The organism is Herbiconiux flava (genome assembly GCF_013409865.1).
In the GTDB taxonomy this organism is placed as follows: Bacteria; Actinomycetota; Actinomycetes; order Actinomycetales; family Microbacteriaceae; genus Herbiconiux; species Herbiconiux flava.
Genome location: NZ_JACCBM010000001.1, coordinates 603547 through 626612, shown reverse-complemented (window position 1 = coordinate 626612; position 23066 = coordinate 603547). Strand labels below are relative to the sequence as shown.

Here is a 23066-nt window from a genome sequence, read left to right as displayed (position 1 = left end):
GGACATGACAATCGCACCAGACCGGGCGCCCTCGGGCGCCGCACCGGACATCGCTGCCGGGCCCGCTTCGGGCCTCGCCCAGGGCGCGCCCATCGATCCGCGGGTGTTCCGTGACACGCTCGGGCACTACGCCTCGGGCATCACCATCATCGGCGGCATCGAGGACGGCGCCCCCGTCGGCTTCACCTGCCAGTCGTTCTACTCGGTCTCGACCGAGCCGCCGCTGGTGTCGTTCAGCGTGATGACGACGTCGACGACCTACCCGCGCATCCGCTCGACCGGCCGCTTCTCGGTGAACGTGCTCTCGCACCACCAGCACACCGTGTCGAACCAGTTCGCGCGCTCGGGCACCGACAAGTGGGCGGGCATCGACTGGGCGCCGGCCGCGTCGGGCAACCCGGTGATCGCCGACACCCTGATGTGGCTCGACTGCGACATCTGGGCCGAGCACGAGGCGGGCGACCACCTGATCGTGATCGGGCGGGTGAACGAGATGAGCCCGGCGTCGTGGCACAAGCACGACCCGCTGCTGTACTTCAAGGGGAAGTACCGGCACTTGCGGGAGGTGGAGGGGTAGAGGTTCGCGCCTCTCGCTCTTCTAAGCCGTCAGCCAGATGGCGTCGAGGGCGTCGGGCGGGACTTCGGTTCCGGCCGGCGCCGTCGCGCTTCTCTCGCTATCGCCTTCGAGCTGCTGCAGGCTGACGGTCGGCTCGGTCACGACCCGCACCGCCGTGCCCGGGCCGATGCCCTCGGCCGCCAGGGCGCGCAGCAGTGCCGGGTCGCGGTCGCTGATGCGCACGACGCATCCCTCGTGGCCCGCCGGCGCCTGGGCGAGCAGCAGCGCGTCGAAGCTCGGCACCGTGCCCGCCGCCGTGGGGATGGGGTCGCCGTGCGGGTCCTGCACCGGATGCCCCAGCCGCTCGTCGATCGCATCGAGCAGCCGCTCGCTGATGGCGTGCTCGAGCACCTCGGCCTCGTCGTGCACCTCGTCCCAGCCGAAGCCCATCTCCCGCACGAGCCAGGTCTCGATCAGCCGGTGCCGGCGCACCACGCCCATCGCGCGCAGCCGGCCCTCGGCCGTGAGGGTGAGCGGTCCGTAGGGCACGTGGGTGAGCATCCCGCCCGCCGCCAGCTTCTTGACCATCTCGGTCACCGACGACGGCGCGACCCCGAGCCGCCCCGCCAGCACCGAGGGGCTGATCGGCACGGGCTGCCACTCGGTGTGGGCGTAGATGGCCTTGAGGTAGTTCTCGGTGGCCGTGTCCTGGCTCATGATGCGTCAAGCCTAGCGAGCGGATGCTCGGGGATACGCTCGGGGGATGAGCGCTGCCGACCCGTCCTCGTCGTCCCTGGAAGAGCTGTTGCAGGCCGCGGCCGCCGACCGGGCTGCCGCGCCCGCGTTCGTGGAGGCGCTGCTGGAGAGCACGGTGATCGTGCCGGGACGGGCATCCGACGATCGCACCGTGAACCTGGCCGATCTGCGCGGGCCCGACGGGCGCTCGGTGCAGCCGTTCTACACCTCGGAGGAGCGCCTGCGCGAGACGCTCGAGGTCGTGCCGGGGTTCGAGCGCGCGTTCCTCGGGATGCCGTGCCGCGTGCTCTGGGAGATGACGCGCGGGGCGACGCTCGTGCTGAACCCGCACTCGCCGTACGGCAAGGAGTTCCTGCCGGGGGAGATCGCGCAGCTGCTCGACGGGACCGCGGCCCTGACACCGCGGGAGGTGCCGGCCGGCACGCGGATGCTCGTGGGGGAGCCGGCGCAGGTGCCGCCGGGGATGACCGACGCGCTCGCCGCGGTGTTCGCGGGGCATCCGGACGTCTCGGAGGCGGTGCTCGGGTGGTCGGTCACGCCGCCGTCGGACTCGAGCTACCTGCTCGTGGTCGTGGGGCCGTCGTCGCTGCGCTCCTCACTCGCCGCCGACCTCGGCCGGGCACTCGCGACCTTCTCGACGGCGGCGCCCGTCGACGTGCTCTACGCGGAGCCGGGGTCGCGGCACCTGCTGCACGCGGTGCAGCCCTTCTACCGCGGGCCCGCCGCCGCGCCCCGCCCGCGCCGCGGTCGCGGCCTCTTCGGTCGCCGCTGACTCCCGCGTGGCACCTGGGTACTGCGGATGCGGTAGCCGAACCGGTCCCGTAGGACGATCCACCGCTCGACTCGACGCGGAAGTCTGGAGCCATGCCCCCGGAAGGACACCTCATGACCGCCTCGCTCACCGCCGCTCCCGTCCTCGCCCCCGCCGCGCCGGCCCTCACCTGGACGTCGCCCGAGACCAAGCTCTGGGTCGCGACCCTGTCCGGCGAGTTCGCCGGCTACGTCGAGTTCACGGCCGGCCACTTCGCGGTCACCGACGCCACCGGCCACCCCCGCCCGCCCCACGCCACCCTCCGCGCGGCCCAAGCCTCCCTGGCCCCGTCCCCCACGCCCACCGATGCCGCTTCGTACGCCGTGGCGTACGCCGAGGCGTACGCCACGGACACCGACGCGGCCGCCCTCGCCTTCGCCGTCGCACCCCGAGAACCCGCCGCGTCCGCCCGCGCTGCCACATCCGTCCGGGTCGCCGAGTTCACCCGCGCGGCTGCAGCAGCCCCGGTGCCGCCGCGCGCACTCGCGGCCACCGCGATCGCCCTGGCCGGAGCGGCCGTCGCCACCCTCGCGGTGGCCCTCAACGTCCTCGCCCTCTAGCGGAGTCGTCCACCGGTCGTCCGCGCCTCACCGGAATGCTCAGGCGACCGTGTAGCGGCCCGGGCGGTGGTTGAGCGCGAGCACGAGGTTGAGGAGAACGGCGCCGGCCGCCGAGAGGAGGACGGTGAGCGGTGGCACCACCGCGAAGGCGCAGACCACGACCGCGACGTCGAGCGCCATCTGCACGTAGCCCGCCCGCCAGCCGAATTTCTCCTGCGCGATCAGCGCGAGGATCGTGAAGCCACCGAGGCTCGACCGGTGCCGGAACAGCACGAGCAGCCCGATGCCCGCCAGCAGATTCCCGGCCAGCACCCCGTACACCGGGTCGAGCCGGTCGACGACCAGCGCGAGCGGATTCAGCAGCGAGAACGCCGACAGCAGGGCGACGCTCGCGATGGAGCGGAGGGTGAAGGTGAGGCCCTTCATCCACAGCGCGAGCCCGAAGAAGGGGATGTTCAGCACGAAGAACACGACCCCGAACGGCAGCGGCACGACGTAGCTGAGCAGCAGCGCGAGGCCCGCCGTCCCGCCGGTGACGGCCCCGCTCGACTTCAGCAGGAAGACGCCGAGCGACGCGGTGAACGTCCCGGTCAGCACCCCGAGCACGTCCTCCGCGAAGGAGTGCCGCAGCGGGTTCCTCGAGGCCGTCGGGCCGGCGGTGGTCGCCGGGTCGGCCGAAGGGTCGCCGAGCGGGGCGGATGCTCGGCCGGCACGATCGAGCGAGGTCACGCGAACACCACCGAGGCGGGCAGCGCGGCAGCCGCGGGCGGGGTGACCCTCGCCAGCACCGCCACCACGCGATCCGTCGCCGCCGCGTCGGCGATCGAGATGCGCACCCCGTCGCCGGGATACCCCCGCACGAGGATGTGGTTCGCCGCCAGCAGGTCGACGAGGGCCTCGCGGTCGGCATCGGGCATCCGGAGCCAGACGAAGTTCGCACTGCTGTCGGGCACCACCCAGCCCTGTGCGCGGAGGGCCGCGGTGAGGCGCGAGCGCTCGGCCACGACCTCGGCGACCCGGCTGCGCATCTCGCCGGCCGCCGCGGGCTCGAGTGAGGCGAGCGCCGCCCGCTGCGCGAGGGCACTGACGGCGAAGGGCAGCCCCGTGCGGCGGAGGCCCTCGGCCACGGCGGGTGCGGCGATCGCGTAGCCGACCCGCAGCCCGGCGAGCCCGTAGGCCTTCGAGAAGGTGCGCAGGATGCAGATGTTCGGATGCCGCCGGAACAGCGCCACCGAATCGACCGCCGCGGCGCCCGAGTACTCGATGTAGGCCTCGTCGATCACCACGAGCACGTCGCTCGGCACGCGGGTGAGGAACGCGTCGAGCTCGGCGGCGGCGAGCGGCACGCCGGTCGGGTTGTTCGGCGTGCAGAGCAGCACGACCCTCGTGCGCGGCGTCACGGCGTCGGCCATCGCCTCGAGGTCGTGCGCCTCGTCGGCCCGCAGCGGCACCGCGACCGGCACCGCGCCGGCCAGCCGCGCGAGGATCGGATACGCCTCGAACGACCGCCACGCGAACACCACCTCGTCGCCCGGGTCGCAGAGCGACGCGATGATCTGCTGCAGCACGCCCGTGCTGCCGGCCCCCACGACCGTCTCCTCGACGGTGACGCCGAACAACTCGGCGAGCCGCTCGCGCAGCGCCGTCGACGCGGTGTCGGGGTAGCGGTTCACCGCCGCGCTCGAGTGCGCCAGCACCTCGAGCACAGCGGGCAGCGGCGCGTGATGGCTCTCGTTCGAGGCGAGGGCGGCGGTGAGCTCGTGCTCGGCGCGGCGTCCGGCGATGTAGGCGGGCAGGGCGAGCACGGCGTCGCGCGGGCGCGGGGCGCGGGCAGGGGTTTCGGGCATGGGTCAAGTCTGAGAGCGGATGCGCAGCGGCGCAAACGGCGCGGCCTCCGTTGAGCATCCTGTGCTATTCACGGCGCTGAAGTGACAGAATGACCAGCGTGAACCTGCTCGACGATCTCGACGCCCGCATCCTGCTCGCCCTCGACGAGAACCCGGACGCGACGGTGCTCCACCTCGCCCAGACCCTCGGCGTCGCGCGCAACACCGTGCACGCGCGGCTGCGACGCATGGCGGACAGCGGCGCTCTCGGCTCCTTCAGCAAGCGCGTCGCGCCGGCGGCGCTCGGCTACCCGCTGGTGGCCTTCGTCTGGATCGCGATCAGCCAGGCGTCGGACAGTGCGGCGATGGCGAGCCTGGCGGAGATCCCCGAGATCGTCGAGATGCACGCCACCACGGGCGACGCCGACCTGCTCGCGAAGGTCGTCGCGCGCGACCCGCAGCACCTGCACAGCCTCACCAGCCGGATGCTGCGCATCGACGGGGTGATGCGCACGAACACGGCGCTGTCGCTCGTGGAGGCGATGCCGCACCGCGTGCGCGGGCTCCTCGAAGGGGTCGCAGGGGCCTGAGCCCGGCCGCCGCGCGACCCTCCTGCCACAACTTGCGGCAACTCGCCGCGACTTGCCGCAACTTGTGTCAGGTGGGAGCCAGTTGCCGCAACTTGTGTCAGGTGGGAGCCAGTTGCCACACGTTGTGGCGACTCGGCTCGGGCGTGGTCCGGGCTCGGGGCGGGACGCGCGGGCTAGGGGCGGGGACGCGCGGGGCGGGGGCGACGGGTGGCGGCGGCTGCCGCGAGGGCGCCTGCGGCGAGCACCGCGAGGGCGGCGAGCAGCAGCGGCAGAGGGTCGTTCCCCGTCGCCGCGAGGGCGGGAGGCACGGCGCCGGCGCCCGCCTCCGGGCCCGGAGGCGCCGGGGCGGAGGGGGCGGCGGGCGAGGTCGGCGCCGGAGAAGCCGGCGTGGGAGTGGGCGACGGCGACGGCTCCGTCGGCGCGATCGCCTCCGCGACGGCCGCCCCCACCTCCGTCGCCAGGAAGCCGACTCCGGCGGCATTCGGGTGCAGCACCCCGAGCTTCACCGACAGCCCCTCGACGCCCGATGGCGTTCCGGTGCCGGTCGTCAGCGTCACCCCGTTGATGTAGGGGTCGGTCGTCGAGCAGGCCGAGTGGCTCTCGGTCGCGGCCAGGGTCGAGACATAGGTGGCCCCGGCTCCTTCGGCCGCCGTGCGGATCGCCGCATCCAGCCGCGCCTCGGTCTCGTGCAGATACCCGGTGTCGACGTCGGTGAACGGGAACGCGTTCGAGGGGAACGTGCTCCCGCCGGTGACCAGCGGCGTGAAGCATCCGCCCGCCGGCACGTTCTCCACGTCAGGCGCGATCGACGGATACCCGACCACCACGACCCGCGCGTTCGGCGCCTTCGCGGCGATCAGGGCGAAGGTCTCGGCGAGCGCCGGCGCGACGGTGTCGTCGAGTTTCGCCTTCAGCGTGTCCACCTCGAACTCGCCTGAGCCCTGCACGTAGAGCGCCCGGCAGTTGGGCAGGTCGACGGCGAACAGCGGCCCCTCCGCCGACTGGGCGAGGCACGAGGTGGCGACCGTCGAGAAGCCGAGGTCGTTGCCGCCGATCGTCACGGTGACGACGTCGGTGTCGGCGCTGAGGGCATCCGACTGCACGGGCGCGACACCGGCGCCGGTGATGGTCGTCTGCGGCGTGTCCCGGATGTTCGCCGTCACCGCCCCGCTGCACGTGCGGTCGGTCAGCGCGAGCCCGAGTGCATCGGCCACGAGATGAGGGTAGTTGGCCACGGCCTGGTAGCAGCCGGCCGCCGGCTCGTCGCTGAACGGCTCGAGCCCGAAGCCCGCCGAGTACGAGTCGCCGAGGGCCACGTACTGCACGGGGTCGGCGACGGATGCCCGGCCGGCGTCGCCCGCCGAAGCCGCCTGCGCGCCGAGCGCCAGGGATCCGACGATGAGGGGCAGGGCGAGAAGGGCCGCGACGATGCGGCGGATTCGGGTTTCGGGCACGGCATCACGGTAGCCGCCCTCGCTCGCCGGGGGAAGGAGCTCGTCGGTCGAGGCGGCGCGGCGCGCATCCGCTGCGCTATTCGGACAGGAGCCCCGACTGCATCACACGCTCGACGTCGATCGCGATGACCACGCGCTGCGGATTCTCGCGCGGCTGGCGGTAGCGCCCGGCGTAGCGCTCGACGGCGTCGGCCACCGCGTCGGGCTCGTCGAGGATGCGGGCGGTGCCGGCGAGGGTGATCCAGCGGGCGCCGTCGACCTGGCAGACGCTGGCCCGGCCGTCACGGCGCACGTTCAGCACCTTCTGCGACGGCCCGTTCGTGATGATGCGCACGGTGCCGATGCTCGCCGCCGCCTCGGCCCCCGGTGCGGGCGCCACCGCGGCCGTCGGCTCGAACGTGAAGCCCACGGGCACCACGTGCGGGAACCCGTCGGGCAGCAGCGTCGTGAGGGTCGCCAGGTGGCGCACGGTCACGAATTCGAGGGCGGCGGCGTTCAGCGGTGCGGTCACCCGGTCAGCCTAGTTCGGCGAGGTGAGCGGATCCCCGCCCCGACGACGGGATCAGGCCAGCGTGACGGCCGTGCCGTAGGCCACGACCTCCTGCGCGTTCTGCCCGACCTCGCTCGCGTCGAAGCGCATGGCGATCACGGCGTCGGCGCCGAGGGCGGTGGCGGCCTCGATCAGGCGCTGCTTCGCCTCCTCGCGGCTCTGCATGAGCTGCTTCGTCAGTCCGGCGAGCTCGCCGCCCACGAGCGCCTTCAGCCCGGCGCCGAACTGCACGCCCGCGTTGCGCGACCGCACGGTCAGCCCGGTCACCTCGCCCAGCACGCCCGTGATCTGGCGGCCGGGCACATCGTTCATCGTCGAGATCAGCATGCGGCGATCATGCCAGAAAGCGCCCCGCCGCCGCGTCCCCCGCCGCCCACCCCCGTCCGGAAACCGCACCGAACCGAAGCGAGCCCCTCACGCGACGAGGGTAGCCGTGCGGGCGTGCTCGGCGGCCGCGAAGGAGTCGGCGACCAGGGCGAGCGGGTCGGTCGCGGCGGCGATCTTGACGGTGACGGGCGCGGTGGGCGGGGCCGCGGCGCAGAAGGCGGCGAGGCGGGCGGGGGTGAGCAGGCTCGCGCCGAAGCCCGCTGCGGCCGAGACGGGGGAGAGCACGGGGAGGTGGCTGTCCGACCAGGCGTCGCCGAGCGGGGTGGCCGATGGGCCGGCGCCCGAGATGCCCAGGCCGACGGGCAGTCCCGACGCGACCGCCGCGGCGAGGTGCAGCAGGGGGCCGTCGGGCCTCTGCGTCTCGATGGCCGAGCGCCCCCAGTTGATCGCGATCCCCAACGGCGTCGGGCCGGTCGCCGTCGTCAGTGCCGCGAGCTCGAGCGGCAGCGGCAGGAAGCCCTTCTGCGGGCGCGCGCCCGAGCTGCTGTCGCAGTGCTCGATCATCACCCGCGCGCCGTGCCAGTCCCACGACGCGATCTCGCTCAGCGACTCGACGAGGGCGAGATGATGCGCGGGCAGTCGTGTCGGGTCCGTGCGCGGGGCCGAGGGCAGGTGCACCGCGGCGACCGAGCCCGCTGCACCCCGGTTGACGATCCGCTCGACGGCGTCCCGCGCGTCTCGGGCCAGCGTGAGCGCCGCCGCCCGGCACCGCGGGTCGAGCGAGGCGACGCCGAAGCCCGCCCCGCGCTGCATCGTCACCGGCACGAGCGTGAGCACATGCGTCCCGGCCAGCCCGAGCTCCGCCTCGAGGCGCGCGGGGTCGGCGATGTAGTCACTTCCCCACGGCACCTCGAGGCCGGCCGCGCCGGTCTCGTCGAGCAGTCGGCGCGCGAACACGGATGCCCGCCCGTGGTCGGCACGGGCATCCGCGGGTTGAGCGCAGTACGCGGCGACGACGGCCGCGCTCACCGCGCCCCGGCCACCCGCGCCGCATTCGGCAGCCCGAGGCTGTCGAAGTAGCGCGCGAACTCCACCAGCGGTGCCCCCTCGTGCGCACCGATGCCCTCGGGCTTCCACCGGCTCACCGGGCGGATGCGCAGTTTCGAGCTGTGGCTCAGGTAGTACTTCGCCGAGCTCGGGTAGCGCGAGTTGATCACGTGCTCGGCCACGGTGAGCAGCCGCTGCACGGTCAGCACCTGGTCGGCGGGCGCGTCGTCGAAGTGCTCGCACAGCCACGACACCGACTCCGGGTGGATGTTCGCCGCGTACCCGCTCAGGCCGGCACCGCCCGCCCGCAGCGAGTCGGTCAGCGAGGAGATCTGGGCGTTGTACATCTTCAGCCGGGTGCCCCTCATCACGTCGATCCGGGCGCGGAGGGTGTCGACGGAGTGGCTGGTGTCCTTGTAGAAGACGAAGCGCCCGGACTCCGCCATCCACCGCACGAGCTCGAGCGAGGGCAGGCGCTTGTACGGCAGTGGGCACTCGTAGATGCCGAAGTCGACACCGGGGTTCTCGTCGAGGATGCGCTGCACGCGCTCCTTCCAGACGGCGTCGGTCTCGGCGAGGCCCGCCACGAGGGAGGAGATCAGAACCACCGCATCCACCCCCGTGGCCGCCATCGCGCCGGCCGAGCGCGCCTGCTCGGCCGCGTCGCCCGACGACACGGACGAGGCGATCACGGGCACGCGGCCGGCTGTGCGGGCGACGACGCGGCGGGCCAGGGCGAGCCGCTCCTCCTCGGTGAGGTCGTACATCTCGCCCGAGAGAGCGACGGTGAAGATGCCGGCCGAGCCGTTGTCGATCAGCCAGTCGGTGAGCTGGTCGACCTCGTCCCAGGCGATCGAGCGGTCGTCGTTGAAGGGGGTGAGCATCACGGGCCAGGCGCCGTTCGGCAGGGAGTCGGTCATGGTTCGCTTTCTGGTGGAGGTGGACGGGTACGAGGAGGGGAGGGCGGATCAGCCCTTGAGCGAGCCGCTGACGAGGTCGAGCCGCCAGTACCGCTGCAGGAACAGGAACAGCGCGATCAGCGGCACGATCGAGACGAGACAGCCCATGATCACGACGTTGTAGGTGTTCGGCTGGTCGTTGCCCTGGCTCATCAGCGAGAAGAAGCCGACGGTGAGCGGGTACATCTCGCTGCGCGACAGCATGATGTAGGGCAGCAGGAAGTTGTTCCAGATGCCCACGAACTGGAGCAGGAACACGGTGATCAGCCCGGGCACCATCGGGTACACGGCGACCGAGCGGAACAGTCGCCACTCGCCGGCGCCGTCGAGCCGTCCGGCCTCGAGCATCTCGTCGGACACGACGGCCGAGGCGTAGATGCGGCAGAGGTAGATGCTGAACGGGCTGATCATGCACGGCAGCAGCACCGACCAGTAGCTGCCCGCGACGCCGATCGTCGACAGCAGCAGGTACTGGGGGATGGCGAGGATGACACCGGGGATGAGCACACCGATGAGCAGGAAGTCGAACACGAGCTTCTTGCCCCGGAACCGGTACTTCGCGAGACCGTAACCGGCCAGCGCCGAGACGGCCGTGCCGAGCAGAGCCCCGCCTCCTGCGAAGATCAGACTGTTCAGGCACCACTGCCAGAACGCCCCGTCGCGGGTGGTGATCAGGGCCTGGAAGTTCTCGGCGAAGCCGCCGGTGAAACTCGGCCAGAGCGAGAACGTCGTGAACAGTTCACCCGAGCTCTTCGTGGCGGCCGTGAACAGCCACAGCACGGGCAGCAGCGAGTAGGCGGCACCGATCAGGAGCACGAAGGTGGGCCAGAAGGCGGCCCGGGGCCGCGTGACGCTCGGGCGGCGGGTCACGGCTGGGCGGGCATCGGTGCGGGGCCGGGCCCCGCCGGTGCGGACGGCGGTCATGGTCAGTCCTCCCCGAACGCGCGGCCCTGCAGGAACCGCAGCAGGCCCACCGAGGCCGCGAGGGTGACGAGCGTCACGATCACGGAGGTGGCCGAGGCGGCGAACAGGTCGTTGGTGACGAACGCGTCGCGGTAGATGAGCATCATCGGCACCCAGTCGGAGCTGATGGTGGTGGTGAGGGTGAGGAGGGTGTTGGGTTCGCTGAACACCTGGAGGGCGCCGATGATCGAGAACAGTCCGGTCATGATGACGCCGGGCACGATCAGCGGCAGCTTGATGCGCAGGGCCAGCTGCACCTCGCTGCACCCGTCGATGCGGGCGGCGTCGTAGATCTCCGAGGGGAGCCCCCGGAGCGAGGTGTAGAGGATGACCATGTTGAAGCCGACGGAGCCCCAGATGGCGATGTTCGCCACCGAGCCGAAGATCATCTCGGCCCCCAGGAACTGCGGGGCGGAGAGCCCGGCGGCCTCGAAGACCGCCGTGATGGGGCTGACTCCTGGGAGGTAGAGGAACCCCCACATGAGGGCCGCGATCACCCCGGGCACCGCGTACGGGATGAAGATCGCGATGCGGGAGAACCGGCCGAACCGGGTCGACAGGTTGTCGAGCAGCAGCGCGAAGACGAGCGCGAGGATCATCGTGACCGGCACCGAGATCACGCCGTAGACCAGCATGCGGCCGAAGCCCGCCCAGAGCTCGGGGTTGCCGATGCTCGCGAGGTAGTTGTCGAGGCCGACGAACACCTCCTGCCGGGTGCCGAGGCCGGAGCCGCTGACCCGGGTGCCGCGGAAGCTGAGCCACACCGTGTAGAGGAGTGGGACGAGCAGCAGTCCGAAGGCGAGCAGCACGGCCGGCCCGACGAAGAGCCAGGGCGCGAGCCGCGGGGTGGAGCCGCGCCGCCGGCCTCCGGCCGGGCGGGCGACGGCGGTCTCGGCCGCCGCCCGCACCGCCGGGAGGGCGGTCGAGGTGGACGTGGTCATCGGGCTTCGGACACGTCGTAGCCTGCCTTGTCCATGTCGGCGACCACCGCATCCTGAACCGTCGACAGGGCATCGCTGAAGCTGCCGCCCGAGTTCACCGCGGTGCTGAAGGCATTGGTGAACGCGTCGTAGGCGACCGAGACGTTCGGCCCCCAGGTGACGTCGGCGGTGATGTCGTCGATCTCGGCGGCGGTGGCGTAGAAGTCGGTCTGCTCGGGCATCAGCGCCGGCGGCTTCTGCAGTTCGGGCAGCTCGCGGCCCTCGAGGGTGGCCGGCCAGATGCTGGCGAACGTGACGTAGGCCTTCAGGGCGTCCATCGAGGTGTTCAGCCAGAGCGCGAACTGCTTGGCCTGCTCGGGGTGCTTCGCCCCGGTGGTGACGATGGTGCCGCTGCCGCCGAGCACGCCCGAGCTCGGGTCGTTCGGCGTCCACTGCGGCAGCGGCACGGCGGCCCACTTGCCGACGGTGTCGGGGGCGTTGTTCTGCAGGATGGGCGGGGTCCAGACGGCGCCGAGCCAGCTGGCCAGGGTGCCGTCGGCGAGGGCCGCCTGCCACTCGGGGGTGTTGGTCTTGAACGTCGCGATCGAGCCGTCGGCGACCAGACCCTGCCAGTAGTCGGCGACCTTCAGCGACGCGGGGTCGTCGATGCCGACGCTCCAGGCGCCGTCGTCCTGCGACCACCACTCGGCGCCGGCCTGCTGGCTGAGGGCTGCGAAGAGCTGGGCGTCGTTCGCCGGGAAGGTGGCGAGGTACTTGGCCGGGTCGGCCGCGTGCAGGGCGGCGGCGGTCGCCGCGTACTCGTCCCAGGTCGTGGGAGCGGTGAGCCCGTACTGCTCGAAGATGTCGGTGCGGTAGTAGAGGAACATGGGCGCGGTGCCCTGGGGCACGGCGTAGTTCGCATCACCGAAGGTGGTGAGGTTCCAGGCCGGCGCTGCGGTCTCGGTCTCGCGGTCGCCCATGATGTCGGTGACGTCGGAGGCGATCTCGCTCGTGACGAGGTTCGGCAGGTTCTCATAGGTCGTGTTCGAGACGTCGGGGAGGCTGCCGGCCTGCTTGGCGGCGGCCAGCTTGGCGACGATCTCGGTCGACGCCACCGAGGTGTTGACGTTGACCTGGATGTCGGGGTTCGCCTGGTTCCAGACGTCGACGATCTTCTCGATGTTCGGTGCCCACGACCAGTACTCGAGGGTGATCGGGCCGTCGGGGGTGGATGCGGCGTCGTCGGTTCCAGGGGCGGAGCAGCCGGCCAGGAGGAGGGCGCCCACGGCGAGGCTGGCGAGTGAGAGGGCGCGGATGCGCGCGGCGGGTTTCATCATCGAAGTCGGTCCCTTGGGTCTGGCCCGCTGCACTGCGGGCGGTGGTTCCGCCGAAACGTTACCGGTCACGTTTTGCGGTTGACCGTCAGCGTACGGGGCGCGCGATCGACCTCGCAAGGCTTTCGGCGAAAAAACGTGACCGGTAACGAAATCGTGACCGGCGGGCATCCGGATGCCCGACGGCGCCGGGCGGGCAGGGCCTCCACCGAGCCGGCCGGGGTCGGCTCGGGATCAGGCCGGGGTGCCGGGGGCGGGGCCGGTCGACTCGCGCACGACGAGCTCGGGCACGGGGTAGGGAACGTGCGGCAGCTCGTCGGGATGCTCGATCATGGCGATCAGGGTCTCGGCGGCGGCACGGCCCATCGCGTCGAAGTCCTGGCGCACCGTGGTGAGGGAGGGGTGGAAGAACTCGGCCTCCGCGAGGTCGTCGAAGCCGACCACGCTGATGTCGGTGGGGATGCGGATGCCCTGCTCGTGCATCCGCTTCATCAGCCCGAGGGCCATGCGGTCGTTCGACGCGAAGACGGCGGTGGGCTGCAGCGCGAGCACGTCCGGGGCGGCGAGGTAGCCCGAGCGCGAGGACCAGTCTCCGGCGACGAGCGGCAGCGGCTCCAGACCGTGGTGGCGGAGGGTGCGCTCGTAGGCGGCGATGCGGCTGCGGGCCGAGATCCAGTCGGCGGGGCCCGCGAGGTGGGCGATGCGGGTGTGGCCGAGGTCGATGAGGTGCCGGACGGCGGCGAAGGGGCCGACGTCGGGCAGGGCGCCGTCGGCGGTCTCGCTCGCGATCATCGCCTCGAGATCGGAACCCCGGTCGACCACGATCGGCACCCCGAGATCGAGTGCGTCGAGCGCTGCGCTGACCGCGTCGGTGGGCGCGGTGGCGAGGACGCCCTCGAGATCGCGGTTGTTGAGCACGTCGAGGGCCTCGTCGAGCTCGGTGTCCTTCATCGGGTCGAGGCTCACGATGTCGAGACTGTATCCCGCGCGGCGGGCGGCCTCGCTCGCTCCCTGCATCGTCTTGCTGGGGCCGGTTCCCGAGAGCTCGTAGCCGAGGGCGCCGAGGCGGAAGGTGCGGTTCGTGGCGAGCGAGCGGGCGGTGCGGTTGGGGCGGTAGTTCAGCTCGGCGAGCGCCTGCTCGACCCGCACCTTGTTCGCCGGCCGGATGCCCCCCGTGCCCGTGAGGAAGCGGGCGACCGTCTGGTGCGAGACGCCGGCCATGCGGGCGACGTCGTAGATCGTGGCGGCGCGTTGGGGGGCGGGGCGTGGCTCGGACATCGCGGCCTCCTCGTTCGCATCGACGTTACCGGTCACGATAGCGAATGTCCCGGACCGGACCGGACCGGGCCTTCTCGGACAGGCCCGGCGGGCCGACGGCGGCTCACGGCGTCGGGCCGTCGAGGATCAACCGCGCGTCCAGTGCGAGCCGGTCGAGAAAGATCTCGTCGTGGCTCACGACGACCAGGCCGCCCCGCCAGGCGCGGAGCACGGCGACGAGGTGGTCGGTCGTCGCCAGGTCGAGGTCGTTCGTCGGCTCGTCGAGAACGAGCAGCTCCGGCACGGGGCGGGCGAGGACGAGACCGGCCAGGGCGACCCGGAACCGCTCCCCGCCCGACAGCGTCCTGGTCGGCCGGTTGACGACCTCGCCCCGGATCAGCAGGCGGGCGAGTGCGTCTCTCAGCTCGCGCGGGGAGGCGGCCGGCGCGTCGAGGGCGATGTGCTCGAGCACGGTGCGGTCGTCGTCGAGCCGATCCTCGCGGTGCTGGGGCAGCCACCCGATGCGGTCGGTGAACGCGGTCGCGCCCGTGGCGGGAAGGGGATGCGGGCGGGCTCCCTCCACGCCGACGAGCTGCGCGAGCAGTGTGGTCTTGCCCGTGCCGTTCGCGCCGACGACCGCGAGGCGTTCGGGCCCCTGGAGCACGGTGGCCCGACCCCGGACGGTGAACTCCGCGAGCCGCCGCGCGGCGGGCACCCCCGGGTCGGGGAGGTCGATCTTCACGTCGTCGTCGTTCCGCACCCTCCCCGAGGCGGCCTCGACCTGCTCCCGGGCGCGGGCCTCGGCGTCAGCGTGACCCGACCTGAGCTTCCCGGCCGTCGCTTCGGCGCGGTTGCGTCGCGTGTTGGCGAGGATCTTCGGCATCGACCCGGCCGCTCTCTCGCCCGCCTTCGCGCGCCGGGCGATCGTGGTCTCGGCCTCCACCCGTCGTCGGCGCTCGGAGCGGAGCACCTGTTCGGCGGCGCGGAGGTCGCGCTCCGCGGCCGCGTGCTCGACGTCGAGGCGTTCCTCGAAGGCCGACCAGGTGCCGCCGAAGGTGCGGAGTGAACCGTCCCGCAGCTCGGCGACCTCGTCGACGTGCTCGAGGAGCTCGCGGTCGTGGCTCACGACGACGAGCACGCCCGGCCACCGGTCCACGAGATCGAGCAGGATCCCGCGGGACCGGCGGTCGAGGTTGTTCGTGGGCTCGTCGAGCACCGCGATGGGACGACCGCGCAGCCGGACGCCCGTGACGGCCACGAGCACCGCCTGCCCGCCCGAGAGGGTCGCGATCGGTCGCCGCAGCTCGTCGGCGGTGAGGTCGAGGCCGGCTTCGCCGAGCGCGGCGACCGCCCGGGTGTCGACGTCCCAGTCGTCCTGGAGGGCGACGAGGTGCCGCGGATCGGTGTCGCCCGCCAGGACGGCCTGCAGGGCGTCGAGCCGTTCCCGCACGCCGAGCAGGTCGGCGACGGTGTCGTCCGGCCCCCGCTCGAAGCGCTGGGGCAGGAGGTCGACGGCTCCGTTCGTCGAGACGGTGCCTCGGGTCGGCTCGAGGTCGCCGGTGATGAGCCTCACCAGCGTGGACTTCCCGGCGCCGTTGGCGCCGACGAGGCCGGTGCGCCGGCGCCCGAAGGCGGCGCTGACGCGATCGAGCACGACGGATCCGTCGGGCCAGGCGAAGGTGCAGTCGGTGAGGACGATGGACGGTGTGCTGAGGGTGCTGGACGGCTTGGGCATGGCGCTCCCGGTGGTCGTGACGGCACACGACGACGACCGGGCTCCGGCCGGAGGAGCGGGAGCGCGAGCCTCACCCGGTCAGCGGGCGGGGGCGGGCGACGTCAGTGCGAGGGCAGCTGCTGCGTCGTGGACGCAGTACCGGTGACGATGCGCAAGAGCCGATCTTCCGTGCGGGGAGCCCCCGTGTCCGCGAGCCGTTCGGCCGGCCGGTGAGGTGGCCGCACCGACGTCGCGGCCCGCGACGAGGTAGACCTCGATGCTAGGCGCGAGCGGGTGAGGCCGCAAGCACGGTGGGGGAGCCGAGGGGGAGGCGGGCCACGATGCGGGTGGGGAGGCCCTCGGGCGAGAGGGCGTGGGTGGTGAGCTCGTCGGAGTCCTGGTGGGCGACGTGCAGGCGGTCGCCGTCGACGAGGTGGTGGCGGGGGGTGCGGCCGCCGCTGGGCACCTGGGCCACCGGGCGGAGGGCCGGGCCGTCGAGCTCGAGGGTGACGAGGAGGTCGCTGCCGCGCACGCCGACGTAGAGGTGCCGCGCGTCGGGCGAGAGAGCGATCTCGGCGCCGCTGTCGCCGGGCGCCGCGCCGTCGGCGAGCACCGGCACCGTCCGCGCCAGCCGGTACGGGGCGACGGGCGCGGGGTCACCAGGGGATGCCGGGTCGTGCGAGGCGGTCGGCTCCAGCACCGCGACCTCCACCGAGTACTCGGTCACCACGAGCAGCCGTCCGTCGGGGGTGCGCACGAGGTGCCGCGGCCCCGATCCGAGCGGCAGCGCCACCTCGCCGAGCGACGCGAGCGACCCAGGGGTGTCGGTGCCGGCGCCCGCGGCAGGGGGCGTCCACGCCCAGAAGCGCACGAGGTCGTAGCCGAGGTCGGTGGTGGCGAGCATCCGGGAGCCGTCGGACAGCGGGTCGAGCACGAGCGTCATGTGGGCCTGACTGCGCGGTGCGTCGCCGGTGTGCACGTCGACGGCCGGACGCGAATCGGCGTGGGGGTCGACGGCGGGCGCCGCGAGCACCGGCGCCCCGAGCCGCCCGGCCGGATCGAGCGGGTAGACCAGCACCCGCCCGTCACCCCAGCACGTCGCCGCCACGAACCCGCCCGAGGCAGCCACGTGGCACACGGCGGGTCCGGCCGGCTGCGAACCGAGACCGGTCAGCACCGAACCCGACACCGCGAAGGCCGATACCGTCGAGCGGCTCTCGTCGGCGGTGTAGAGCACCGCGAGCGACGGATGCGCGACCGCGAAGCTCGGCGACGCCGTCGTGTGGGCGGCCCCGGCCACCGCGAGCCCGCCCGCGTCGTCGCGCCTGAGCGGCGTCAGACCGAGACCGCGCCCCGGGAACTCGGCGGTGTACGAACCGGCCCAGAGGAGGGGCCGGGCTGAGGCGTCGTCGGTCATCCCCTCATTGTGGCGTGCCGCAACCCCTGGGCGCGGGGGGCTTGACGTGCTAATTTTTCGGCATGCCTAAAAATGTGCACGAGGCCGAGCGGGCAGCGACGCCCGAACCGGCGCCCCGCGCATCCGCCCCCCGCCCCCGCTGGTGGCACCCCCTGGCCATGCTCGGGCCCGCGTTCGTCGCCTCGATTGCCTACGTCGACCCCGGCAACGTCGCCGCGAACCTCACCTCGGGCGCGCAGTTCGGCTACCTGCTCGTGTGGGTGCTGGTGCTGGCGAACCTGATGGCGATGCTGATCCAGTACCAGTCCGCGAAGCTCGGCATCGTCACGGGGCGCACGCTGCCCGAGCACGTGGGGGCGCGCATCCGTCGCTGGCCCCGGCGCGCGTACTGGCTGCAGGCCGAGCTGGTGGCCGCCGCGACCGACATCGCCGAGGTCATCGGCGGCGCCATCGCCCTCAATCTGCTGTTCGGGCTGCCGCTCGTGCTCGGCGGGCTGATCGTCGGCGTGGTGTCGATGGGGCTGCTGCTCGTGCAGTCGGCGCGCCGGCAGCGCACCTTCGAGTTCGTGATCATCGGAATGCTCGCGGTCATCGCCGTCGGATTCCTCGCCGGCACCGTCGTGTCCCCCGTCAGCTGGTCCGACGCCGCGGCCGGCCTGGTGCCGCGCTTCGAGGGCACCGCAACGGTGCTGCTCGCCGCCAGCATGCTCGGCGCCACGGTCATGCCGCACGCGATCTACCTGCACTCGGCCCTCGCCCGCGACCGTCACCACGCCGAGTGGGCGCGGGTCGCCGAGCGCACCGACTTCACGGCTCAGGATGCCCGTCCCGCGCGCGCATCCGCCCCCGCCGCCGCGCCGCCCGACGAGGCGGCCGACCCCCGCCCGCACGGCGCCGACGCCTCGCGCCTCCGCACTCTCCTCCGCGCCACCCGCACCGACGTGCTGATCGCTCTGCTGCTCGCCGGCGTCGTCAACATCGCCATGCTTCTGCTGGCCGCCGCCAGCCTCCGCGGCGTCGCCGGCACCGACACGATCCCGGGCGCCTACGACGCCATCCGCGCCGCGCTCGGGCCCGTGATCGCGACGATCTTCGCCATCGGGCTGCTCGCCTCGGGGCTCGCCTCGACCAGCGTCGGCGCCTACGCGGGCTCGGTGATCATGAAGGGGCTGCTGACGATCCGGGTGCCGATCCTGGTGCGCCGCGTCGTGACGCTGATCCCGGCGCTCGCGGTTCTGGCGGCGGGCATCGACCCGACCTGGGCGCTGGTGCTCAGTCAGGTGCTGCTGTCGGTGGGCATCCCCTTCGCGTTGATCCCGCTCATCCGTCTCACCGGCGACCGGCACGTGATGGGCGGCTTCGTCGACCGGATGCCCGTGCGGATCGCCGCGTGGACCGTCGCCGCCCTCATCGTCGCCCTCAACGTCGTGCTCATCGTGCTGACGGTCACCGGCGCGGGCTGACGCCGCCCGCCCGCCGGCCCGACGGATGCGCGGGGTGGGCGTCCGGTCGCTGCGGCCGCGCATCCGCCCGGTCACCGCGCGTTCACCTGCCCGACGTACGCTCGCCCCATGCCCCTGATCGACAACGCGGTCTACGTCGCCGGCCGCCGCGCCCGCACACCGAAGAGCCTCGACGACACCTACGCGCTGATGCGGCAGGACGGCGGCATGGCCTGGATCGGCCTCTACCGCCCCGACGAGGCCGAGGTGCACTCGCTCGAGACCGAGTTCGACCTGCACCACCTCGCCGTCGAGGACGCCCTCACCGGGCACCAGCGCGCCAAACTCGAGCGCTACGGCGAGACGCTCTTCGTGGTGCTGCGGCCCGCCCGCTACGTCGACGCGAGCGAGGAGGTCGAGTTCGGCGAGGTGCACGTCTTCATCGGCCCCGGCTTCGTGGTGACCGTGCGGCACGCCGAGTCGCCGAACCTCGCCGCGGTTCGGCACCGGCTCGAGGGCAACCCCGAGCTGCTGGCGCTCGGGCCCGAGGCGGTGCTCTACGCGATCCTCGACGAGGTCGTCGACGAGTACTCGCCGGTGGTGCGGGGGCTGCAGAACGACATCGACGAGATCGAGAAGCAGCTGTTCGGCGGCGACCCCGACGTGTCGCGGCGCATCTACGACCTCCTGGGTGAGGTGATGGATTTCCAGCGGGCCGTGCATCCGCTCATCACCATGCTCGAGGCGCTGCTGCGCGGGGCCGACAAGTACGCGGTCGACCTCGAGGTGCAGCGGGGGCTGCGCGACGTGCTCGACCACGTGCTGGCGGTCGCCGGGCACGGCGACGCGTTCCGGGCGACGCTGCAGAACGCCCTCACCGTTCACTCGACGCTCACCACGCAGCGCCAGAACGACGAGATGCGGCGCATCTCCGAGGCGAGCCTCGCGCTCGCCGACGACACGCGGAAGCTGTCGGAGACGAGCATCCAGCAGGGCGACGAGGTGAAGAAGATCTCGGCGTGGGCGGCCATCCTGTTCGCGCCGAGCCTGATCGGCACCGTCTACGGCATGAACTTCGACCACATGCCCGAGCTGCACTGGGTCTTCGGCTACCCGCTGGCGCTCGTCGCGATGCTCGGGATGGGCGTGGGCCTGTACCTCGTCTTCAAGCGCAACCGCTGGCTGTAGCCGCCTCTAGCCGGCTGCGGGGGCGGATGCTCGGCCGGCCTCCGGCGTGAGGCCGTCCTGCGCCGGCAGCACGGCCCGACTGCGGAAGTGCCCCAGGGTCATCAGCAGCACGCCCAGCGCGATCCACGCGGCCAGCACCAGCCACGAGGCCCACGTCGGCGCGGCCGGGAAGTAGGACAGGTCGCGCAGCAGCGTCGCCCCCGCGCCCGGCGGCAGGAACTGTCCGACCGCACCCCAGGGCGCGGGCAGGAACTGCACGGGCTGCGCGGCCCCCGAGATCGGATTGCCGACGAGCATCGCGAGCACCGCGCCGACCGCGATGCCGGGCGGGCCGATCAGCGAGGTCATACCCACGATGAAGGCGCTGATCGAGACCAGCGCGGCCCCCACGGCGAGTCCGTTCAGCACCGGGCTCCCCTGCAGGATGCCGAACCACCCCTGCCCGATCGCCACCACGACCACCCCGACCGCGACCCCGTAGGCGAGCACGGCCACCAGCCGGCGCCAGACTCCTGCGACCAGCAGCGAGACCGCGATGCCGCCGATCATGCCGCCGATGACCAGGGGGAAGGCGAGGGCGGTGAGGCCGGATCCCCGCGCATCCGTCGCCGCCAGCGGCACCACGTCGGTGACCGCGATCGTGGGCACGGCATCGGCCGCGACGCCCTGCGCCTCGAGCTGCTGCGCGAAGACGCCCTGCAGCTGCGCGGCGAGCTGCGTGAAGACCTGGCTCGCCGCGACCCCGTTCGCCGAGGCGGTCAGCACCTCGGGCACCGACTCGTCGGCGACGACCGCGCCGAGCACCTCGCGGCTCTCGATCATCGCGACGGCATCGTCCCTCGTGGATGCGCGGCTGACGTCGAACGTCGCCGACGCCACGGTGTCGAGCTGCTGCGCGAGCGCCTCGGCGGCCGGGCCCTCGCCCGTGACGACCACCGGAACCGCGTGCACGGTCGACGTGACCGACGGCCAGGTGAAGGCGAGCACGAAGACGCCGACCACGACGGCGGCGAGCACGCTCACCACGGCGACGCGGCTCCAGCGGGTGACGGGGCGGTTCATCGGGCTCCTCGGGTCGTGGGCTGCGGCGGTCGCGGCGCCGGTCTGCGCGCGGGCCTGGCGGGTGCCGGTCCGCGTGCGGGGGCGCCCTCCATCATCGCCGGTAACCTGGGCGGGTGACGGATGCGCGCGAGAACGAGCTGGGACGAGCATCCGCCGATCACCCCACGCCGGGCGAGCCCGGCCCCGGCCCGAGCCCGAGCCACGAGCTGAGCGCCGGCGGCGTCGGACCCTGGATCGGCGAGCGGCCCACCGACCCCTGGTACGACCCCGAGCTGCTCGAGCGCGGCGACACCCGCAACGTCGTCGACCGCTTCCGCTACTGGCGGATGGACGCGATCGTCGCCGAGCTCGACCGGACCCGGCACCCCTTCCACGTGGCGATCGAGAACTGGCAGCACGACCTCAACATCGGTTCGATCGTGCGCAGCGCCAACGCCTTCGCGGCCGAGACCGTGCACATCGTGGGCCGCCGCCGCTGGAACAAGCGCGGCGCCATGGTGACCGACCGCTACCAGCACGTGCAGAACCACCCCGACGTGGCGGCGCTCGTGGAGTACTGCGCCGCCGAAGGGCTGCCGATCATCGCGATCGACAACGTGCCGGGCAGCGTCATCATCGAGACGTTCGACTTCCCGGCGCGGTGCCTGCTGCTGTTCGGGCAGGAGGGCCCGGGCCTCTCGCCCGAGGCGCTCGCCGCAGCGGATGCGGTGGTCGAGATCTCCCAGTTCGGCTCCACCCGCTCGATCAACGCCTCGGCGGCCGCGGCGGTCGCGATGCACGCCTGGATCGTGCAGCACCACCCGTTCTAATCGTGCCGAATGCCGACGGCCGAGGGGCGCGAGGGGGCCGGCGGGGCGGCCGGGGCGGTGGGTTCACCGGTGGTGGTCGGTCGAGCATCCGCGTCGAAGCCGGGCCGGGAGCGGCGGCCACGCCAGGGGACCGTCGCGATCAGCACGCCCGCGATCACGATCGCGCCGCCCACGAGGTCGCCCGCGTTCGGCACCTCCCCGAGGATCAGCCACGCGCTCGTGAACCCCGCCACCGGCACCAGCATCGAGAACGGCGCCACACGGCTCGAAGGGTTGCGCTTCATCAGCGTCACCCAGATGCCCGACCCGACGACCGTGCCGAGCAGCACCGTGTACGCGAGCCCGAGCATCGCCGGCAGCGCCTCGAGCGTGAAGGCGGTGGCGAGCGACTCGCCGATGCGCGCCGGCCCCTCGACCAGCAGCGACAGGACGAGCAGGGGGACGGGCGGCACGACCGACATCCACATCGTGAGCCCGAGCGGGCTGACCGGCTTCGCCTGGCGGCTGCAGATGTTGCCGAACGCCCAGCCGAGCGCGCCGAACAGTGTCAGCACCACCGGCAGCAGCGCCGAGACGCCCGCCCGCTCGGCCGCGATCACGCCGAGCCCGGCGACCGCGATCAGGATGCCCACCCCCTGCACCACGGACAGCCGCTCCCTCAGCCACAGCGCAGCGAGCACCACCGTGAACGGCGCCGAGGCCTGCAGCACGAGCGAGGCGAGGCCCGGGGGCATCCCGGCCGACATCCCCGCGTAGAGGAACGCGAACTGCAGGATGCCGAACCCCAGCCCGTACCCGAGCAGCCACCGCACCTTCACCCCGGGCCACTTCACGAACAGCACCGTCGGGATCGCCAGCACCAGGAACCGCAGCGCCACCAGGAAGAACGGCGGGAAGTGCTCGAGCGAGAAGTGGATCGCCACGAAGTTGACCCCCCAGAGCACGGCGACGAGGGCGGCGAGGAGTCGATCGCGCAGGGGCATGGGGCCAGCCTCGCGGCGCGGGCCCCGGCGCACAAGCGACCATCGCTACACCCACGATGTGGCTCAGGTACACAGTGCACCGTCGGGTGAGTCGCGGCAGATGGTCGCGTTTCGGGCTGAGTCGCGGCGAAGTGCGACGCTTTGCCGCGACTCACCGGCGGGCGGCCGGGGGCCGCGCCGGGGCGGGCCGCGCCGGGCGGGGGACCGCCGGGGGTCAGCGGCCGTGCTCGGCGAGGATCGTGTCGAGGTCGATGCGCTTGAGCACGCCCGCCCAGTCGAAGGAGCGGGCGGCGTCGATCGCGTCGTCCTCGGCGACGACCTTGCCGTTGCGGTGCACGGTGACGCCGGCCGGCGCCTCGGCGTTGACGATCCGCAGGATCTCGTCGTTCACCGCCTCGGTGTCGAAGTCGGCGCCGTAGCGGGCGTAGACGTCGGCGTTCACGGTGTAGTTCAGCACGGTGATGTCGGTGTGGGTCACCGGTTCAGTCTCGTGCAGCCGGCGGCGGGGCGCCACCCCTGTCCGCTGAGCGTCGGGCCCGTC

General features: G+C 72.7%; 24 protein-coding genes. 7 read left to right on the top strand and 17 right to left on the bottom strand.

All coding sequences use genetic code 11. The features are described from left to right. The first annotated feature begins 4 nt into the window (after positions 1–4). Positions 5–577: a flavin reductase family protein gene (locus tag BJ984_RS02945; RefSeq protein ID WP_179546762.1), complete on the top strand. Its 573-nt coding sequence runs from the start codon at positions 5–7 to the stop codon at positions 575–577. 21 nt (positions 578–598) lie between these two features. Here BJ984_RS02945 and BJ984_RS02940 read toward each other — a convergent pair whose 3' ends face one another. Further along, positions 599–1273 carry a metal-dependent transcriptional regulator gene (locus BJ984_RS02940; RefSeq protein ID WP_179546761.1) on the bottom strand — a complete coding sequence of 225 codons (675 nt, stop codon included), beginning with the start codon at positions 1271–1273 and terminating at the stop codon, positions 599–601. Between the two features lie 46 nt (positions 1274–1319). Here BJ984_RS02940 and BJ984_RS02935 point away from each other — a divergent pair, with 46 nt between their 5' ends. After that, on the top strand, positions 1320–2084 hold the full coding sequence (locus BJ984_RS02935; protein ID WP_179546760.1) for an enhanced serine sensitivity protein SseB C-terminal domain-containing protein: 765 nt from the start codon (positions 1320–1322) through the stop codon (positions 2082–2084). A 113-nt stretch (positions 2085–2197) separates the two neighbouring features. Beyond that, positions 2198–2683 (top strand): hypothetical protein, encoded by a 486-nt coding sequence (locus BJ984_RS02930; RefSeq protein ID WP_179546759.1) that lies wholly within the window; start codon positions 2198–2200, stop codon positions 2681–2683. Positions 2684–2722: 39 nt separating this feature from the next. On the opposite strand, the gene BJ984_RS02925 is transcribed toward BJ984_RS02930, so the two are convergent. Then, positions 2723–3412, bottom strand: a complete 690-nt coding sequence (locus BJ984_RS02925; protein ID WP_179546758.1) for a YitT family protein — start codon at positions 3410–3412, stop codon at positions 2723–2725. Further along, on the bottom strand, positions 3409–4530 hold the full coding sequence (hisC, locus tag BJ984_RS02920; protein ID WP_179546757.1) for a histidinol-phosphate transaminase: 1122 nt from the start codon (positions 4528–4530) through the stop codon (positions 3409–3411). Before hisC ends, BJ984_RS02925 begins: the two co-directional genes overlap by 4 nt. 89 nt (positions 4531–4619) lie before the next feature. Here hisC and BJ984_RS02915 point away from each other — a divergent pair, with 89 nt between their 5' ends. Further along, on the top strand, positions 4620–5099 hold the full coding sequence (locus BJ984_RS02915) for an Lrp/AsnC family transcriptional regulator (RefSeq protein ID WP_179546756.1): 480 nt from the start codon (positions 4620–4622) through the stop codon (positions 5097–5099). A 173-nt stretch (positions 5100–5272) separates the two neighbouring features. Here the strand turns inward: BJ984_RS02915 and BJ984_RS02910 are convergent, their stop codons facing one another. The 11 genes from BJ984_RS02910 to BJ984_RS02860 form a co-directional block, all read right to left on the bottom strand. Then, positions 5273–6553, bottom strand: coding sequence for an SGNH/GDSL hydrolase family protein (locus tag BJ984_RS02910; RefSeq protein ID WP_179546755.1), 1281 nt, complete (start codon positions 6551–6553; stop codon positions 5273–5275). 76 nt (positions 6554–6629) lie between these two features. After that, positions 6630–7064: a PPOX class F420-dependent oxidoreductase gene (locus tag BJ984_RS02905; protein ID WP_179546754.1), complete on the bottom strand. Its 435-nt coding sequence runs from the start codon at positions 7062–7064 to the stop codon at positions 6630–6632. A gap of 51 nt (positions 7065–7115) precedes the next feature. Continuing rightward, the gene (locus tag BJ984_RS02900) at positions 7116–7430 is read right to left on the bottom strand and encodes a YbjQ family protein (RefSeq protein WP_173182257.1); all 315 of its coding nucleotides are present in this window, start codon (positions 7428–7430) and stop codon (positions 7116–7118) included. Between the two features lie 87 nt (positions 7431–7517). After that, entirely contained in the window at positions 7518–8459 is a 942-nt protein-coding gene (locus BJ984_RS02895) for a DUF4862 family protein (RefSeq protein WP_179546753.1), read from the bottom strand. Then, a complete protein-coding gene (locus BJ984_RS02890; protein WP_179546752.1) occupies positions 8456–9397 on the bottom strand; it encodes a dihydrodipicolinate synthase family protein in 942 nt (313 codons plus the stop codon). The genes BJ984_RS02895 and BJ984_RS02890 overlap by 4 nt, the downstream gene beginning before the upstream one ends. Before the next feature lie 48 nt (positions 9398–9445). Continuing rightward, positions 9446–10360: a carbohydrate ABC transporter permease gene (locus BJ984_RS02885; RefSeq protein WP_179546751.1), complete on the bottom strand. Its 915-nt coding sequence runs from the start codon at positions 10358–10360 to the stop codon at positions 9446–9448. A 2-nt stretch (positions 10361–10362) separates the two neighbouring features. Further along, entirely contained in the window at positions 10363–11340 is a 978-nt protein-coding gene (locus BJ984_RS02880; protein WP_179546750.1) for a carbohydrate ABC transporter permease, read from the bottom strand. Next, positions 11337–12656, bottom strand: coding sequence for an ABC transporter substrate-binding protein (locus BJ984_RS02875; RefSeq protein WP_179546749.1), 1320 nt, complete (start codon positions 12654–12656; stop codon positions 11337–11339). The genes BJ984_RS02880 and BJ984_RS02875 overlap by 4 nt, the downstream gene beginning before the upstream one ends. A gap of 231 nt (positions 12657–12887) precedes the next feature. Further along, positions 12888–13931, bottom strand: coding sequence for a LacI family DNA-binding transcriptional regulator (locus BJ984_RS02870; RefSeq protein ID WP_179546748.1), 1044 nt, complete (start codon positions 13929–13931; stop codon positions 12888–12890). A gap of 103 nt (positions 13932–14034) precedes the next feature. Continuing rightward, positions 14035–15645, bottom strand: a complete 1611-nt coding sequence (locus BJ984_RS02865) for an ATP-binding cassette domain-containing protein (RefSeq protein ID WP_179546747.1) — start codon at positions 15643–15645, stop codon at positions 14035–14037. A gap of 259 nt (positions 15646–15904) precedes the next feature. Continuing rightward, complete coding sequence (locus tag BJ984_RS02860; protein ID WP_179546746.1) at positions 15905–17041, bottom strand: lactonase family protein; 1137 nt, start codon at positions 17039–17041, stop codon at positions 15905–15907. 62 nt (positions 17042–17103) lie between these two features. On the opposite strand from BJ984_RS02860, the gene BJ984_RS02855 reads away from it, so the two are divergent. Next, positions 17104–18504 (top strand): Nramp family divalent metal transporter, encoded by a 1401-nt coding sequence (locus BJ984_RS02855; RefSeq protein WP_373877384.1) that lies wholly within the window; start codon positions 17104–17106, stop codon positions 18502–18504. Between the two features lie 108 nt (positions 18505–18612). Next, a complete protein-coding gene (locus BJ984_RS02850) occupies positions 18613–19671 on the top strand; it encodes a magnesium and cobalt transport protein CorA (protein WP_179546745.1) in 1059 nt (352 codons plus the stop codon). A gap of 6 nt (positions 19672–19677) precedes the next feature. Here BJ984_RS02850 and BJ984_RS02845 read toward each other — a convergent pair whose 3' ends face one another. Continuing rightward, positions 19678–20733, bottom strand: coding sequence for an ABC-2 transporter permease (locus BJ984_RS02845; RefSeq protein ID WP_179546744.1), 1056 nt, complete (start codon positions 20731–20733; stop codon positions 19678–19680). 137 nt (positions 20734–20870) lie between these two features. Between BJ984_RS02845 and BJ984_RS02840 the strand changes: the two genes are divergently transcribed. Further along, positions 20871–21542, top strand: coding sequence for a TrmH family RNA methyltransferase (locus tag BJ984_RS02840; protein WP_179549284.1), 672 nt, complete (start codon positions 20871–20873; stop codon positions 21540–21542). Here BJ984_RS02840 and BJ984_RS02835 read toward each other — a convergent pair. Together BJ984_RS02835 and BJ984_RS02830 are read right to left on the bottom strand one after the other, a co-directional pair. Further along, on the bottom strand, positions 21539–22525 hold the full coding sequence (locus BJ984_RS02835) for an EamA family transporter (RefSeq protein WP_179546743.1): 987 nt from the start codon (positions 22523–22525) through the stop codon (positions 21539–21541). The two genes, BJ984_RS02840 and BJ984_RS02835, sit on opposite strands and share 4 nt — an antisense overlap. 214 nt (positions 22526–22739) lie before the next feature. Continuing rightward, complete coding sequence (locus BJ984_RS02830) at positions 22740–23003, bottom strand: hypothetical protein (protein WP_179546742.1); 264 nt, start codon at positions 23001–23003, stop codon at positions 22740–22742. Positions 23004–23066: the final 63 nt, after the last annotated feature.

Coding starts and splice junctions, on each gene's coding strand:
- BJ984_RS02945 (WP_179546762.1), top strand. CDS start 5: ATGACAATCGCACCAGACCGGGCGCCCTCGGGCGCCGCACCGGACATC.
- BJ984_RS02940 (WP_179546761.1), bottom strand. CDS start 1,273: ATGAGCCAGGACACGGCCACCGAGAACTACCTCAAGGCCATCTACGCC.
- BJ984_RS02935 (WP_179546760.1), top strand. CDS start 1,320: ATGAGCGCTGCCGACCCGTCCTCGTCGTCCCTGGAAGAGCTGTTGCAG.
- BJ984_RS02930 (WP_179546759.1), top strand. CDS start 2,198: ATGACCGCCTCGCTCACCGCCGCTCCCGTCCTCGCCCCCGCCGCGCCG.
- hisC (WP_179546757.1), bottom strand. CDS start 4,530: ATGCCCGAAACCCCTGCCCGCGCCCCGCGCCCGCGCGACGCCGTGCTC.
- BJ984_RS02915 (WP_179546756.1), top strand. CDS start 4,620: ATGACCAGCGTGAACCTGCTCGACGATCTCGACGCCCGCATCCTGCTC.
- BJ984_RS02900 (WP_173182257.1), bottom strand. CDS start 7,430: ATGCTGATCTCGACGATGAACGATGTGCCCGGCCGCCAGATCACGGGC.
- BJ984_RS02890 (WP_179546752.1), bottom strand. CDS start 9,397: ATGACCGACTCCCTGCCGAACGGCGCCTGGCCCGTGATGCTCACCCCC.
- BJ984_RS02885 (WP_179546751.1), bottom strand. CDS start 10,360: ATGACCGCCGTCCGCACCGGCGGGGCCCGGCCCCGCACCGATGCCCGC.
- BJ984_RS02880 (WP_179546750.1), bottom strand. CDS start 11,340: ATGACCACGTCCACCTCGACCGCCCTCCCGGCGGTGCGGGCGGCGGCC.
- BJ984_RS02875 (WP_179546749.1), bottom strand. CDS start 12,656: ATGATGAAACCCGCCGCGCGCATCCGCGCCCTCTCACTCGCCAGCCTC.
- BJ984_RS02870 (WP_179546748.1), bottom strand. CDS start 13,931: ATGTCCGAGCCACGCCCCGCCCCCCAACGCGCCGCCACGATCTACGAC.
- BJ984_RS02865 (WP_179546747.1), bottom strand. CDS start 15,645: ATGCCCAAGCCGTCCAGCACCCTCAGCACACCGTCCATCGTCCTCACC.
- BJ984_RS02860 (WP_179546746.1), bottom strand. CDS start 17,041: ATGACCGACGACGCCTCAGCCCGGCCCCTCCTCTGGGCCGGTTCGTAC.
- BJ984_RS02855 (WP_373877384.1), top strand. CDS start 17,104: ATGCCTAAAAATGTGCACGAGGCCGAGCGGGCAGCGACGCCCGAACCG.
- BJ984_RS02850 (WP_179546745.1), top strand. CDS start 18,613: ATGCCCCTGATCGACAACGCGGTCTACGTCGCCGGCCGCCGCGCCCGC.
- BJ984_RS02845 (WP_179546744.1), bottom strand. CDS start 20,733: ATGAACCGCCCCGTCACCCGCTGGAGCCGCGTCGCCGTGGTGAGCGTG.
- BJ984_RS02835 (WP_179546743.1), bottom strand. CDS start 22,525: ATGCCCCTGCGCGATCGACTCCTCGCCGCCCTCGTCGCCGTGCTCTGG.